The sequence below is a fragment of the Yimella sp. cx-51 genome, assembly GCF_017654605.1.
Classification (GTDB): Bacteria; Actinomycetota; Actinomycetes; order Actinomycetales; family Dermatophilaceae; genus Yimella.
Genome location: NZ_CP072113.1, coordinates 2,989,015 through 3,004,958, shown reverse-complemented (window position 1 = coordinate 3,004,958; position 15,944 = coordinate 2,989,015). Strand labels below are relative to the sequence as shown.

The 15,944-nt window shown below is 65.3% G+C and carries 9 protein-coding genes; 8 read left to right on the top strand and 1 reads right to left on the bottom strand.

What is annotated here, in order from left to right; translation table 11 throughout:
* Nucleotides 1–4: 4 nt before the first annotated feature.
* The gene (gene rplI / locus J5M86_RS14270) at nucleotides 5–454 is read left to right on the top strand and encodes a 50S ribosomal protein L9 (protein ID WP_188061215.1); all 450 of its coding nucleotides are present in this window, start codon (nucleotides 5–7) and stop codon (nucleotides 452–454) included.
* Between the two features lie 272 nt (nucleotides 455–726).
* Here the strand turns inward: rplI and J5M86_RS14265 are convergent, their stop codons facing one another.
* Complete coding sequence (locus tag J5M86_RS14265; RefSeq protein WP_244328376.1) at nucleotides 727–2,061, bottom strand: MATE family efflux transporter; 1,335 nt, start codon at nucleotides 2,059–2,061, stop codon at nucleotides 727–729.
* Between the two features lie 453 nt (nucleotides 2,062–2,514).
* Here J5M86_RS14265 and J5M86_RS15670 point away from each other — a divergent pair, with 453 nt between their 5' ends.
* The 7 genes from J5M86_RS15670 (at nucleotide 2,515) to J5M86_RS14230 (ending at nucleotide 15,944) form a co-directional block, all read left to right on the top strand.
* On the top strand, nucleotides 2,515–3,261 hold the full coding sequence (locus tag J5M86_RS15670) for a C40 family peptidase (RefSeq protein WP_304952499.1): 747 nt from the start codon (nucleotides 2,515–2,517) through the stop codon (nucleotides 3,259–3,261).
* A 639-nt stretch (nucleotides 3,262–3,900) separates the two neighbouring features.
* The gene (locus J5M86_RS14255) at nucleotides 3,901–4,983 is read left to right on the top strand and encodes a peptidoglycan-binding protein (RefSeq protein ID WP_188061214.1); all 1,083 of its coding nucleotides are present in this window, start codon (nucleotides 3,901–3,903) and stop codon (nucleotides 4,981–4,983) included.
* A 40-nt stretch (nucleotides 4,984–5,023) separates the two neighbouring features.
* Nucleotides 5,024–6,229: a peptidoglycan DD-metalloendopeptidase family protein gene (locus J5M86_RS14250; protein ID WP_188061213.1), complete on the top strand. Its 1,206-nt coding sequence runs from the start codon at nucleotides 5,024–5,026 to the stop codon at nucleotides 6,227–6,229.
* Nucleotides 6,230–6,879: 650 nt separating this feature from the next.
* Nucleotides 6,880–10,713 carry a replicative DNA helicase gene (locus J5M86_RS14245; RefSeq protein ID WP_188061419.1) on the top strand — a complete coding sequence of 1,278 codons (3,834 nt, stop codon included), beginning with the start codon at nucleotides 6,880–6,882 and terminating at the stop codon, nucleotides 10,711–10,713.
* Nucleotides 10,714–10,996: 283 nt separating this feature from the next.
* Nucleotides 10,997–11,938: a hypothetical protein gene (locus J5M86_RS14240; protein WP_188061212.1), complete on the top strand. Its 942-nt coding sequence runs from the start codon at nucleotides 10,997–10,999 to the stop codon at nucleotides 11,936–11,938.
* Between the two features lie 770 nt (nucleotides 11,939–12,708).
* Complete coding sequence (locus tag J5M86_RS14235) at nucleotides 12,709–13,650, top strand: TnsA-like heteromeric transposase endonuclease subunit (RefSeq protein ID WP_370587364.1); 942 nt, start codon at nucleotides 12,709–12,711, stop codon at nucleotides 13,648–13,650.
* A 98-nt stretch (nucleotides 13,651–13,748) separates the two neighbouring features.
* Complete coding sequence (locus J5M86_RS14230; protein WP_208965052.1) at nucleotides 13,749–15,944, top strand: Mu transposase C-terminal domain-containing protein; 2,196 nt, start codon at nucleotides 13,749–13,751, stop codon at nucleotides 15,942–15,944.

Genomic DNA, 15,944 nt, shown 5'->3' with positions numbered 1-15,944 from the left:
AACGATGAAGATCATCCTTACCCACGAGGTGCACGGCCTCGGTTCCGCCGGTGACGTCGTCGACGTCAAGGACGGCTACGCCCGCAACTTCCTGCTGCCCCGCAGCTTGGCCACTCCGTGGACCAAGGGCGGCCAGAAGCAGGTCGAGGCGATCACCAAGGCCCGCGAGGTGCGTGCGGTGAAGTCGCTGGACGACGCCAAGGCACTCAAGGGCTCCTTGGAGTCGGCGAAGGTCAACCTGGCGGCGCGTGCCGGTGACACCGGACGCCTCTTCGGTGCGGTCACCACCGCCGACATCGCGGACGCCGTCAAGGCTGCCGGTGCCGGCGACGTCGACCGTCGCACCATCCAGGTCGCCAAGCCGATCCGCGCGCTGGGCGAGCACGAGGTGCAGGTGCGCCTGCACCCGGAGGTCGCCGCCGTTCTGAAGCTGAACGTCGTCGCCGCGAAGTGATCGCGCAGTAATACTGCAACGCAGGTTGCGCCCCTCTCCCGTGCGGGAGAGGGGCGCGTCCTGTTTCTCGGCGCCGGACCCCGGGCTGCCGTGGTGACGAACGATGGTGCACCGCTCGCACCAACGCCCGAACCACCGTTTGCGACGCGCCGTCGTCACAAACGCGACGGTTACAGCGCAGGACGCGGCGCTTGTTGGCAGGCGCGCCGGTTGCAGCTACCGCGTTTGCGAGGAAGGGCCGCGTCTGGAGCTGAGGTGTCGGCGCGGCGACGTCAGTTTGCGCCCGTCACCAGCCATGCGTCCGTGCGGGAGCGCCAGCCAAGGGCCACCCAGCGCAGCGCCATGAAGACCGCGAGTGCGGCCCAGAGCAGCGCAATCCCTTCGCGAGCGGACAGATGCGCTGCATTCGCCCGCAGCAGGAGCAGGAGAGGCGTGTACGCAAGAAGCGTCGCGATGCTCAGCCACGCGAGTGCGCGGTTGTCGCCGGCGCCCATCAACACACCATCCAGCACGAAGACCGCCCCGGAGATCGGCTGGGTGACCGCGAGCACCAGCAGCGCCACTGTGAGGGTGCTGCGCACGTCCGGGTCGGAGGTGAACAGCGGCGGGAGCAGCCACGCCGAGGCAGCGGTGAGGCCGGCGAGGACGAGGCCGCCCCACCAGCCCCAGCGGGTCATCAAGCGGGTCGCACGTCGGGCGTAGTCTGCGTCGCCGGCGCCGAGCCCGGTGCCGATGAGCGCCTGTGCGGCGATCGCGAGAGCGTCGAGGGCGAAGGCGAGCAGGCTGAAGACGTTCATCGCCACCTGGTGCGCTGCCAAGGGAATGACGCCCAGCGCGGCGGCCACCCAGGTGGTGAGCAGGAAGGCGGCGCGCAGCGCGAGGGTGCGGATCAACAGCGGGACGCCGTTGCGCGCGGCGGAGAGCACGTCACCGGGGTGGAAGGCGAGGCGAGCACCGGCCTGATGCGCCCGGCGCAGCACGAACAATGCGAAGACCGCTCCGGCGCCGGTCTGGGCGATGACCGTGCCCCACGCCGACCCGGCGATGCCCATCCCCGCGGGGTAGACCAGCAGGTAGTTGAGCAGCGCGTTGGCGCTGAATCCGCCGACAGCTACATATAACGGTGTGCGGGTGTCCTGGAAGCCGCGCAGGACGCCGGTTGCTGCGGCAACCACCAAGATCGAGGGGATCCCGAACGCGGCGATCTGGAGATAGGTCGTGGCGGGGTCGAGCACCTGCCCGGAGGCACCCATGACCGCACACAGCGGTCTGGCGAACAGTGCCACCAGGACGGCGGTGGGAATGCCGAGCAGCAGCGCCAGCCACAGGCCGTCCACGCCGGCCTCCAGGGCACGTCGCTGCTGGCCGGCGCCGATCCGGCGCGCCACGACCGCTGTGGTGGCGTAGGCGAGGAAGACGAACACGCCGGCCGCAGTCAGTAGTACGGCCGAGGCGACGCCGAGTGCTGCGAGGGAGACCGTGCCCAGATGGCCCACGATCGCGCTGTCGGTGAGCAGGAAGAGTGGCTCGGCGATCAGGGTCAGGAAGGCCGGGGCGGCGAGGCGCAGGATCTGGCGGGCATCTGCCTGGGCAGGCTGGTGCGTCACGCCGTGAACTCCTGTGATCTGGGTGACAACTGGGGTGCGCAAGCGGGCATGACTCCCACCGTAGTCACCGGCCGAAGTTCCCGGTGTCTCAAAATGCAATACAGCAAAATCTCATGATGTGGACGGTTGGTTGAGCGCCCCACGACCCCTTTCTGCGCCACTCTGCGGAACCAGCGACATCCCAGTAATAGCGCGGATAATCACGAACAGGTCACGGCCCGATATCGGGTCGTGCGGCGGGGGTCAGCAGCGACCCCCGGACACGCCCCCTGGGCCGTCCTTTGCCAAATCTTTGCGCTCGGTTGGTGGGCGACCTGGATCGTCGTGCACTCTAGTCCGGGCACTCCGCTGACTTGGGGGAAGCAGAGCCGCCACACCCGCAGTTCCAGCAGTCGATCCAGCCGGAGAGATTGCACCGTCCAAGTCGTCAAGTGCCGAAGGGTCTCTCCCGTAATGGGTTCCTACAAGCCGCGTCACCTCAAGCACGAGCCCAGCCTCGTCTCCAACCTCGTGAGCAAGCGTGGTCTGGCTGTTGCAGCCGCCACCGCCACCGTCGTCCCGGTCATCGCCACCGAGTCGGCCTCCGCAGCCCCGGTCTCGGCCGCTGCCCCGGTCACCGCTCGCGCCGCCAACGTCTCGTACGGCGCCTCGGGTTACTACGTGACCCTTCTCCAGCAGCGTCTGAACGTCCACGGCTCGCGTCTCGTGGTCGACGGCCGCTTCGGTCCCGCCACCTACTCGCAGCTGGTCGCCTTCCAGAAGCGTTACCGCGCAGTGGTCACCGGCACCGCCACCGACCAGACCTGGCGTGCGCTGCTGTCGCCGAACCCGTACCGCACCTCGCGTAGCACCACCACCACGCGTCCGGTCGCCACCTCGGGCATCGTGTCGATCGCCAAGCAGTACACCGGCGTTCCCTACGTCTGGGGCGGCACCACCCCCAGCGGCTTCGACTGCTCGGGCTTCACCCAGTACGTCTACCGCAAGGCCGGCAAGTACATCCCGCGCACCGCTTCGGCGCAGCAGGCTGCTGTCCGTCGCGTTTCCACCCCGGCTGCCGGCGACCTGATCTTCTCGGGCTTCCCGGCCTACCACGTGTCGATCTACGTCAGCCCCGGCTACGAGATCGCTGCCAGCCGCCCAGGCACCACGATCCGCGTCAAGCCGATCTACGGCTACAAGACCTACGGTCGCGCCTGATCCACCGGGTTTCTTGAGCTCGGCTATCCCGAGAACGCCCCTCGCCTTTGGCGGGGGGCGTTCTCGTTGCCTATGAGGGCGCCGTTACCAGTTCCTGACCAACGCACGGAACCGCTGAGGCGTCGGGCTCGTCCGGCGGGCGGGGCAGTCGTCGGGCGCTGGGTCGCCTTTGGCGGTAGAGCCTTGTGCGCCAGTCGTATTCGCCGTTGGGAGCGGATGCGATCCCGCTGGACGAAGGAGTTGCTCGGTGGTGCTCTTCGGTCCTTTCGGGGCTCGGACGTCGGGATGGTTGCTTGTTCATCTCATTATTCGAGAAAGTTACAAGTTTTCGGGCATTCGGCGTGTCGTTCGAATCGGTCACGGCCTCGGGCTGCTAGCAACTGCCAGATTTGCCCGAGATGGCGGGACTCTGTGACAACTGACCTGAGCGACCGTTCAAATCCCTTAAATCACATAAGTCACAAGATTCACATGCGCAAGCACTGACACGCCGATTTACATCACTCACGACTACCCCGCGAGACCCAGAGCGTGCATAGTCATTGGCTGCAGCCGGGTTCTCGGCCACGCCGCGGTGTGTTGTTTCCCGGCATGGGCGTGGCCGGCTCGCTTCGATCCCACAACGCATGAGAAGGACCGATGACGACGATCACGCCTCGGCACCAGAAGCACCGTCCAGGAATTCTTTCCCGTATCGCGCCCGCTGTGGCAGCCCGTAAGAGCGTTGTCCTCGGCGGTACCGCCCTGGCCGTGCCCGCGACGGCGCTCGGAGCTGTGAGTGCTCACGCGACCCCGGTGCAGGCCACGCCGATCAGGGCCACCCCGGGCGTTCCGGGCGCGACCCCCACCACGACCACCACTCCCAGCACGCCCGTGGCCATGCCGACGGTCTGGCGAGGATCGACCGGTGCTGCGGTGAAGGTCCTGCAGCAGAAGCTGTCGATCGAGGCGGACGGTTGGTTCGGCCCGGTCACCGAGCGCAGCGTGCGTGCCTTCCAGTCGTCCAAGTCGCTGGTCGTCGACGGTGTCGTCGGACCGCTCACGTGGGCCTCCCTGAACGGCACCACGACGCCGCCGCCCGTGACCCCTCCGCCGGTCACCCCGCCGCCCGTGACGCCTCCGCCCGCCTGCGAAGTGACGACGATCCGCTTCGGCTCCACCGGCACCCTGGTGCAGGAGTTCCAGCGCAAGCTGAATGCCGGTCTGGCCGTCGACGGACAGTTCGGAGCACTCACGCTGTCAGCCACCCGCGCCTTCCAGGCGTCCAAGGGTCTGCCGGTCACCGGCGTCGTCGACGCCGCCACCTGGGCCGCTGCCGGTGGCTTCCCGTGCGACACGACGCCCGAGCCTCCGCCGGTCGTCGACCCGCCGGCCGACAGCACGGCCGGTCAGCGCATCCTGGCCGCCGCGCGCAAGTACCTCGGCGTGCCGTACGTGTGGGGCGGATCCACTCCGTCCGGTTTCGACTGCTCGGGGCTGACCCAGTACGTCTACCGGGAGGCGGGCCTCACCATTCCGAGGACCGCGAGCATGCAGCAGCGCGCCATGACGCGCGTCGCCACGCCGCAGCCGGGCGACCTGGTGTTCTTCGGAACCCCGGCGTACCACGTCGGCATCTGGGTCTCGGAGGGCACGATGATCGCCGCTCCGTACCCGGGTCAGGTCGTGCGTCAGCAGCCGATCTACAACACCCCGTCCGGGTACGCCCGCGTCACCAGCTGACCGCCGAATCACCACGCAAGCCCTTAAGAAAGGCTGAACCTTGTCTCGAACCACTCACGCTCCGCGTCACCTGAAGCGGCGTCCGAATGTTGCGGCCGGTGTCGTCACCTCGCCTCGACTGATCGCCGGTGTCGGCGTTGCGGCTGCTGTGCCGGCTGGTGCCGGTGCACTGGCTCCCGCACACGCTGCTGCTCCCGCGTCGGCCCCCGCCGCAGCTCCCGCAGCTGCGCCGGTGGTGTCGACGGTGCGCACTGCTCCTGCGCAGTCGGTGCAGTGGCTCACCTACGGCTCGACCGGTGAGTTGGTGAAGGTGGCACAGCAGCGTCTGGGTGGCCTCGTCGCCGACGGCATCTTCGGCCCGTTGACCCTGCAGAAGGTGAAGTCCTTCCAGCAGGCTCGCGGACTCTACGTCGACGGTCAGATCGGCCCGATCACGTGGAATGCGCTCGGTGGTTACCCGGGCGCGACGACGGTCACGACGCCCAAGTCGCCCACCTGCGAGGTGACGACCGTGCGTTTCGGTGCGACCGGCAGCAATGTCACCGTGGCGCAGCAGCGTCTGGGTGGCCTGCAGGCCGATGGTGTCTTCGGACCTCTGACGCTGGGCCGGGTGCGCACCTTCCAGGCGTCCAAGGGCCTGCCGGTCACCGGCGCGGTCGACACCGCCACCTGGACTGCTCTGGGCGGCGCGCCGTGCGGCACCGGCGGCACGACCACTGAATCCACCGGTGGGACCACGGGCGGTAGCACAGGCGGCACGACCGGTGGCTCCACCGGGGGCGGAGTGGTCAACCCGGGCGCGGCGTACAAGCTGCCCTGGGCAGCCGGCACCTCGCACCGCATCACCCAGGGCCCGGGTGGGGGCTTCTCGCACTACAAGGTCTACACCCGCCACGCGGTCGACGTCAGCATGCCGACCGGCACGCCGATCGTTGCCTCCCGCGCAGGTGTCGTGGTGGACGCCGGGTGGGCCGTCGGTGGCGGTGGCAAGGTCGTCCGTATCAAGGACGCTTCGGGCTTGTGCCAGGCATACATGCACCTCGACAGCTTCAACGTCGTTCCCGGCCAGGCAGTCGCCCAGGGCCAGCAGGTCGCACGTTCGGGTAACACCGGCAACTCCACTGGTCCGCACCTGCACTTCGTGATGCTCGACTGCAACAATTGGGTCTCCACCGCCGTGATGAACACCGCGGAGCGGGGCGTCAGCTACCCCGCCGGAGTCTTGGCCACCAGCACCAACGGCTGACCCTCTCAAGGCTCCAGTCAGGCCCTCGCCACCAGCTATCCGGTGGCGAGGGCCTGAGTGTTGTCTGACCGGACTGGCGCTGGTCCGAAGGGCGTCGCACGATGCGTTGCGGCGTTGCGGCGTTGCGGCGTTGTGGCGTTGTGGCGTTGTGGCGTTGTGGCGTTGTGGCGTTGTGGGGCGCTTGCATGCGGACTGCAGGGCGCATCGGTGGGTCTTCGGACGGGTTGACGTGTGTCGCCGGGGCAGTCGGGACGGGTGTGACACGGGCTGAAACCTCCCTGTCTCAACAGGTGAACCGGTTCATCGATTCAGGTCAGAGCATTGTTCAGCGACTGTGCACAGGTTTACCCACAGCCTGTGTAAGACGGTGCACATGCGGCGGCACAGCTTGTCCCCAGGTTGCTCACATGGTTGCGTCCGATCGGTTTGGCGGGTCGGGCGGAAGCGTCGTACGGTGCCACGTCAGCCCTGTAGCCGTGTCCTGGCAGCGCCCTGTTGGGCCGGCGCAGCACGGCGCGAAGCGTGGCTGTCGGTGGTGGCTGATGAGATGAATCATCGGTAGGCGAATGAGGGAGCCGCGCGTGGACGATCTGAACCCGGCGTATTCGGATTCTTACTCCGACTCATCGTCGTCCAACAACGCACCCGGCATGGTGCCCCCGCAGGATCGCCACGCCGAGCAGTCGGTCATCGGCGGCATGCTGCTGAGCAAGGACGCGATCGCCGACTCCGCCGAGGCGGTCAACGGACGCGACTTCTACTTCCCCGCGCACGAGATGATCTACGAAGCGGTCATCGATCTGTACGGACGCGGTGAGCCGGCCGACGCGATCACCGTCGCCGATGAGCTTTCCAAGCGCGGCGAGTTGCAGCGGGTTGGCGGTCAGCCATACCTGCACGAACTCATCCAGTCGGTGCCCACCGCTGCCAACGCCGGCTACTACGCGCAGATCGTCGCCGAGCGGGCCGTGCTGCGCCGGCTGGTCGAGGCCGGCACCCGCATCGTCCAGATGGGTCAGTCCGATGGTGGCGGCGATGTCGTCGACGTCATCAACGCCGCCCAGGCCGAGATCTTCGGCGTGACCGCCGGCAAGGACACCGAAGACTACGTCCGCCTCGGCGAAGTGGTCGAGATGACCGCCGACGAGATCGAGGCCGCGTCATCGCATGGCGGCCAGATGACCGGCGTGCCCACCGGCTTCCAAGCGTTGGACGAACTCACCAACGGCCTGCACCCCGGCCAGATGATCGTCATCGCTGCGCGCCCGGCTGTCGGCAAGGCGCTCGCTCTCGACACCCCGCTTCCGACGCCCTCGGGTTGGACGAGGATGGGGGAGGTGCGGGTCGGCGACGAACTGATCGGCGCCGACGGACTCCCGACGCGAGTGGTCGCAGCGACCGAGGTCATGGTCGACCGCCCGTGCTACGAAGTCGAGTTCACCGACGGCACCGTGATCGTGGCCGACGCGCAGCACCAGTGGCTGACGGATACGCGCGCGAGCCGACGCGCCACACAGGAGGCGAGCAAGCGCGGAACGGCGCCGACGGTGCTGCCTACTGTTCACACCACGGCGCAGATCGCTGACACGTTGCGCTGTGCCACGGCGGATTCGAGACTCAACCACAGTGTGCGTTTGACTGCGCCACTTCGTGGTGAGGAGACCGAATTCTTGCTGTCGCCATACGTCTTGGGTGCATGGCTGGGCGATGGTACGACCGCGTCTGCGCAGATCACGACCGCAGACGAGCAGATGCTGGATCTGTTGCGGTCCGAAGGAATCGCTGTCGCGCCGACTGCCGGGTACATGCGGTATTCGCTGAAGTTGCCCGTGGATCCGATTGCTGCCCGGTCATGCGTTGTGTGTGGAGTCGACTTCATTCCACAGACATCGCAGGTCAAGACCTGTAGTCGATCTTGCGGTGGCCGAGCCAAGACCGTGTCGACGAAGTCGGCTCCGCCGACGTGCCCCGATTGTGGGCAGCCCTCATCGGGTATGCGGCTTTGTCAGAAGTGCTATTTCGATCACGGAACAGTGCGCGCTCGACTGCGTGGCATGGGTGTGCTGGGCAACAAGCACATACCTGCCAACTACCTTCGCGCCAGCGAGTTGCAGCGTCGGGAGTTGCTCGCCGGACTGCTCGACACGGACGGCACGGTCACGTCGAGCGGGTGCGTCCAGTTCACGACGACTTCGCAGGTCCTGGTCGAAGGTGTGCAGGAACTCATCGTGTCGCTCGGCTATCGGTGCGGCATGTCGCGCAAACAAGTATCTGGACGAACGTCGAGCAGTTCCATCGCCTACACGCTGACCTTCTCGAGTAACGACGACATGTTCCGACTCGATCGAAAGCGGTTGCTGCACAAGGAGCTTCGTGACCGGTCGTTTGAGCGTCGTAACTCTCAGTTCATCGTCGGCGTGCGGCCGATCCCGTCCGTACCGGTGCGCTGTGTCGAGGTCGACAACCAGTCTCATCTCTACCTCGCCAGCCGGTCGATGATCCCGACGCACAACTCCACTATCGGTCTCGACATCGCGCGCTCGGCGTCGATCAAGAACAACATGGCCTCGGTCATCTTCAGCCTGGAGATGGGCAAGGTCGAGATCTCGATGCGTCTGCTGTCGGCCGAGGCCGAGATCCAGTTGCAGCACATGCGCAAGGGCACGATGCGCGATGAGGACTGGGCAAAGCTCGCCAAGACAATGGGCCGCATTTCTGACGCGCCGCTGTTCATCGATGACTCGCCGAACATGTCGTTGATGGAGATCCGCTCCAAGTGCCGGCGGCTGAAGGAGCGCCACAACCTCAAGCTCGTCGTCATCGACTATCTCCAGCTGATGACGTCCGGCAAGAAGGTCGAGTCGCGTCAGCAGGAGGTGTCGGAGTTCTCACGTGCGCTGAAGCTGCTCGCCAAGGAAATCGAAGTGCCGGTGATTGCGATCTCGCAGCTGAACCGTGGTCCCGAGCAGCGCACCGACAAGCGTCCGCAGATGAGCGACCTTCGCGAATCTGGTTGTCTCACAGCTGATTCCCGCATTCTTCGGGCCGATACAGGCGCTGAGGTGAGCATCGGAGAGCTTGCCACGTCGGGGGAGAAGGACGTCCCCATCTGGGCATTGGACGATCGCCAGCGACTCGTCACTCGCACCATGACGCATGCGTTCTCCAGCGGATTGAAGCCGGTCTTCCGGATGACGCTGGCGTCGGGTAAGACGCTCCGGCTTACTGACAACCACCCGTTGATGACCTACGACGGCTGGCGCGCGCTCGGCGACCTGAAGGTTGGTGATCGTGTTGCTGTGCCGCGTCACGTGCCTGCGCCGGAGATGTTCGAGCCGTGGGATAGCGACGACCGAGTGGTGTTGCTGGCGCACATGATCGGTGACGGGTCCTTCGTGAAAAAGCAGCCCATCCGCTATGCCTCGATCGACGAAGCCAATCTTGAAGCTGTGTCGCAGGCGGCGCTCTCAGCTTTCGGTGTCGTTGCGGTCCGTGACGAGTACGCCGCGGCTCGCTGCACCACGTTGCGTCTGCGTGCGCCGTACCGGTTGGGGCATGGCAAGCGAAACCCAATCGCAGCGTGGCTTGACGAACTCGGCCTGTTCGGCCTTCGTAGCCATGAGAAGTTCGTCCCCGAGTCGATGTTTCATGCTTCAAAGCGGCAGATCGCGCTGTTCATCAACCACATCTGGGCAACTGGCGGTTCGGTGACGGTGAACAAGTCGCGTACCGGTGGCCGGATCTACTACGCGTCTACCTCGCGTCGTTTGGTTGACGATCTGAGCCAGCTATTGCTCCGCTTCGGTATCTCGACGCGTACCCGGGTGACCAGAAAGGGCAACTACCGCGACGGTTACACGATCGATGTCTCCGGTGCGGACAGCCAGCGCCGCTTCCTGCAAGAGGTCGGTGTGCATGGCGCCCGATCGGAGCAAGCAGCTGAGTTGCTGTGCATCCTTCGTGGCAAACAGGCCAACACCAACGTCGACACGGTGCCGGTCCAGGTCTGGGACACCGTGAAGGAGGTGATGTCGGCGCAGGGGATGACCCATCGTGAGTTCGCTAAGGCGATGGACTCGCAATTTTGCGGCTCGACGATGTGGAAGCACGTGCCAAGCCGTGAACGGATGGGCCGAGTTGCCGCGGTGCTCGATTCGGCTGACCTCGAACTTTTCGCTGTGAATGACGTCTTGTGGGACACGATCAAATCGGTGGAACTGGACGGCGTCGAAGAGACCTTCGACGCGACGGTTCTGGGCGCGCACAACTTCGTAGCCAACGGCATCAGCGTCCACAACTCGATCGAGCAGGACGCCGACATGGTGATGCTGCTACACCGCGAGGATCAGACGAACAAGGAATCTGAGCGAGTCGGTGAGGCCGACATCATCGTGGCCAAGCACCGTAATGGTCCGACTGACACAATCACGGTCGCGTTCCAGGGTCACTACTCGCGATTCAGGGACATGGCTCAGAATTTCTGACCTGAGTGAGCACGCCTGTCGAGATGCAGCGAACTTTGATCAAACGGCGATTCGATCAAAGTAGGGCCTCGTTTGGCTCTCATTGGGCATTGCGATTGCACAGATTGGACACTTGTCCGGTATGAGAACTGTTCTCATCGTGGTCACGTTGCAGCATTCATGCAGGTCAACGAGGCGACGGATTCGTGTGGTCGAGTTATGTAAAGCTACTCACGCGTACAGCCTGTGAACTCGCAGATGTGTGCACATGGGGCGCCCGATGATGGAAGGTGGAGGACGAGCTGTGCTTGCTGAGCTTGAGAGAGCGCTGGCGACCTGGCGTCGCACGAGCGAGTTGAGTGAGCACATTGCACTGCAGGTTCTCCATGCCGAGGGCTACACCGAAGTCAAGCCCGGACAGCCGCACGGCGGGCCGGATGGCGGGCTCGATGGGACGTTCCTCGCGGCGGGGAGGCCCGGTGGGATGGCCGCGTACTTTCCTCGGGATGCCGTCGGGCGTTCGCGAGTCACGAAGAAGTTTGAGGGTGATCTCGCGAAGGCAGTTCAGCGTCATGTTGCGGTGTTTGCGTTTGTGACGAACCAGCGTATGAGTGTGGCGGTGCGTCGAAAGTTGGAGACGCTGGGTGAGGAGGCCGGCGTTGAGGTGGACCTCGTCGACCTTGACCGGCTGGTGATGATATTCAGTCGACCCGCCATGCACCCGCTGGCGGCCCAGTTCCTGGGTGTGCGACCCGACGCCTGGCCCGATGAGGCGCTTCGTGATATCGCCGCCGTCGCGGATCAGCATGGCGCGGTGGACTTCCACCTCGGTCTGAAAAGCCAGGCGTTCGTTTGGCCGGGATACCTCCAGGTGCCTGAGCACGGCCGAGAGATTGGGATTGCGCTCCTGCGCGCAGGTCAAGTACTCACGGATGTCATTCCAGCCCAAGTCATTGATCCGAGCCGATCGGAGACAGACATTGTGGTTGTTTGCGCCGACGGTGTGGAGTTGCAGGATGTCGGCGACGCCTTGGCGGAGTTGGCGCGGCAGCGCGGGTTCGAGGTGTCTACATTCGGCTCACGGGGGCTGAGATCGGTATCGGTTTGGGCCTGTGGGCCTCGCTACGCCGACATTCGGCAGTGCTTCCAGAGCCTGATCAACGGTGCTCGCCCTGGCGGGGTCGGTTTCCCTGGCTGTGCAGCGTGGGAACTGACGAGTCTGAAACGGGAGATGTTGCCGAGCTGAGTCGACGCCCGTTCGGGTAGAGAATGGCGCATACCGGTGGAAGGAGTAGCGCTGTGGATGATGCGGCCCGCTTTGCGCGCGTTCCGGATTCGAAGATCCGCCTTGCTCGTGCCCTAGTGCGCGATGCTGGTCGTCGTGGGGCGAGGGAGCCTGGCTGGGTGATACGGCTGGCGAACCTTCCGCTTACTGGCGAGCACCCGCAACGGCATGGGCGGGGCAACGGTAAGAAGCACCCGGCCGACGGGGCCCTCTGATCGCTCCCACTGTCGTCTGCGTGACGAGGCTCAGGGTCGTCGGTCGTTGAGCTCCGGGTAGTGGATCAAAGCCCACCTGGCGTTCGCCAAGACGACGTCGGTCACCGCGCTGTCGCGTAGCTTGCGGGCATTGATCTCAAGGATTAGCGACTCGCGCGTCCGTTTGTACGCCGCGCGGCAGGTTCCGCTGCAGAAGAGGGCCTGTCGCCCACTTCCGTGAGCTCGAAAGTCACACATCCGACTGCACGTGGGGTTCATGCACCGCAGGGCGGTGGGGATCGTGGTCGTTCGCATCAGCGGCCGTTCCGTTGGGGCATGGAGCATTTCGTACGTTGAAACATCCTAAAGGCGACGCACGACCCGGGGATTGCGGTGTAGCGCGCTACACAATCGTACCTTTTCGTGAATTAACCCTGAGTGAAGGGCGAGGGGATGCGTGCTCGAATCGTGCGTTGAACCTAGACGTCCGCGTCTTCGCGTCGTAGGTTCAAGGAGGCATTGTTCGGGCCGACCGTAGTGAGGAGGCGTCGACGCAGAGGTCGTGATGGGTGGCTCTGGGAGCCCGTCATCCCCCAGACGCACGAAGAGCCGGGTGGCAGCCCGGCTCCGTGCTTCAAACGCTGTTGGACTCAGCGTTCTTCTTCCTCTTCAGCCCCTGGAAGGGAGCTTTGTCATGCCATCGTGCCTGTGCCGATTCGTCGTTGTCAACAGTTGGGGAGTGTCGTCGTGACGGGCGTGGCCACGACGTGGTCGTTCAATGTCGCCGGAGACGGTGTTGCCGTGTGGGATTGGCGCCGGGGTGCCGTTGCGCCGCGCGAATTGGTGTCGGTGCGGGAGCCGAAGTCGCATTCGCGGTCGCGGCATGTCCCGCGTCGGCCATTCTCGGTGACCACCGGGTCGTCGCTGGCGGTTGAGTCCGGCCTGGAACATGACCTCATTCGGATCCTGGATCCCGATCCGTCCGTGGCGTGGCTGGTGCCCCAACCGTGTGTGCTCGAGTTTGTGGGCGAGGTTGGCCGGCTCAGGCACGTGCCCGATCTGCTGGCGTTGAGTGACCAGGGCGGGGTCACGATCTGGGACGTTCGACCGTTGGCGCGGGCCGACGAACGGTTCTGGCGGACCGCTGGGTTGACCCGGGAGGCCTGCGCCGAGGTCGGGTGGGGATTCGAAGTGTTCCATGGCGAGCCAGTCCCACAGCGGTTGAATCGGCTGTGGCTGAACGGGTTCCGACACAGCCGACCGTGGCACGCAGCTATGACCTGGCGCATCCGCGACGCGATCACCGGGTCGGCCGCGCCAGTCACGATCGGAGACCTGCTGCAGATGGACCCCGGCGAGGGAGAACTGACATCGACGCTGTGGCACCTGATCTGGTCGCATCAACTGAGCTGCGACCTGGCTGGTTCGTTGGCCGACTCAACGGTCGTGACCCTCCCAGCCGGGCAGGTGCGAGCATGAGTCGCGGTCGTGGGCGAGCATCGCTGACTGCTGGAAGCACCCGGGTACTTCGCGACGACGGGGTCTTCATGGTGACCGAGCTGAACGCGTCCGGTGTCGTGCTGGTGTCGGCGTCTGGCGCTGTCGTGCCGGTCGCGTTTCACGAGTTGGGCAATGTGCAGGAGTTCGTGACCGGGCGTGCCCACAGCGTTCATGAAGCGCTGCTTCCGCGGTGGGATGGTCTTTCGGAGACCACACAGCGTGTGGCGTTGGACCGGCTCGAGGTGGTTCTCGAAGTCCTCACCGGACATCGGTACGGGTTTCCCGCCCTAGCCGTCGCGGGTGAGCCACGCGCGATATTTGACCCCAGGCGCTCCTTGACGGCTCGGTGTAGGTCGATGTCTCAGCAGTTGCAGATCGAGCAACGGGCGGATCGAGCGCGCGGCCGCCGGGTTGCGGCCATGGAACTGCTCGACCGGACACCCTCCAGCGGGACTGTTCTGGGGTGGGTTCGTGCCTACGAGACGTCCGGGGTGTGGGGTTTGGTCGACAAGCGTGCTACCCGAGATTCGGCGGGGTTCGAGGCCCTGAGTCGGGACTTCATCCGGTTGGCACGGGCAGAGTTCGCCCGGTTCGACGGTGACATATCCGAGGTCAGTCTCGAGGAGGTACACCGTCGGATCCAGGTGGAGGCGAAGGTGGCCGGGATTGATCTGGGCCAGCAGCCAGACCGTGCCGCACGACAATTCTTGTCGTCATTGAAAAAAGAGATCGGACGGGGAACGCGTGCGCACAGGACCCGATCGATGCGGGACACCGCGGGCTATGAGCACTTCACAGCAACCCGCCCCGGCCAGGTCGTCGCGATCGACGCGACGAGAGCGGACGTCCTGGTGTGGGACGACCTGCACGAGCGGTCGTTCTCGGTGGAGGTCCTCACGGCGATCGACGTCGCCACCCGGGTCGTCCTGGCACTTCGCGTGGTTCCGAAGTCCGCGAACGCGGTCGATGCGTCCTTGCTGTTGTACGACGTGATGAGACCTTTCGAGGTTGTCGTGGACGGCACGACCGTCTCGGACTGGCGCTGGGCCGGGATGCCTGAGTCGGTCTGGTTCGACTGCGACCACGCCCGTGCCGACGCAGTTGAGCCAGAGGTCGCGAGCCTGTCGGCTGCTGGTCCGCTGCAAGGCACCCACCGTGTGCCATCGCTGTTGCCGGACGCGATCCGGTGTGACCACGGATCAATCTTCGTCTCTGGTCACTTCCGTGCGTTGCTCACCGACCTCGGCATCGACCTGTTGCTGTCGCGCGGCACCCGACCCACCGACAACGCGCATATCGAACGCTGGCACGAGACCCTTCAGGCGGCTGTCCAGCAGATCGCCGGATACAAGGGACGTAACCCGTATCAGCGAGGTCGGGTCGTGGGTCGCACCGGCACAGATCGTGGGGCCGAGCTGATCTCGGCGGCCGACCTGGAGCGCCAGTTGCGGATGTGGGTTGCGTTGGAATATCACCGCAACTGGCATGAGGGCCTCACGATGGCGGGCGCACCGCAAGCTCGGCTCACCCCGCTGGAGTTGTTCGACGCGTACCTGTCGCTGACTGGGCGAATCGACGTGCCGCAGCGCGCGGATTTGATCTACCAGTTCTTGCCGATTAAGTACGGCACTATCCAGCACGATGGGGTCGAGTTCAACAACCTCACCTATGACGACCCAGTACTGGATGCTTTTCGCGACCTCCGCATAGGTGCCTTCCGGGCCAAGGACCGTGCGGCCCCCTTCTTCCATGACCCCCGCGACGTCACTCGGGTGTGGTTTCGCCACCCCGAGACTGGAGTAGTCCACACCATCTCGTGGCGGGGCGCGTGGAGAAACCAAGCGCCGCTGACGGCGAACCTCCTGCACGAGATGAGGGAGAAGGTGCGTGCCCGCGGCGGGAACACGGCCCTCGGAAAGCGCACCGCGCAGGAGCAGATCCTGCGTGAACTGACGGAACTGGCCAGAGTGAGCCCGCCAAAGGCCGACCAAGCGCTGTGGTCAGCCGCTCGGCTGCAACATGACGCGTCCAGGCGCGACCATTTCGAGGCCCAACTGGTGGCCTACCAACACGAGCGGCAACGACCGCGCGCCACGGATAACGACAGCGGACATGATGTGCCTACACTCCCGCCCGGCGAGGCATCAACGCCACGGGTTGGTCGCACAGAAGCTACCGAGGTGGCCTCCATCGCCGAGGCCTGGGCGCGACTGCGCGTCGAGGCTGAGAGCGGCGCCGCCGATGAGCGCGGCGAGACCGCGCAAGGGCGGTGA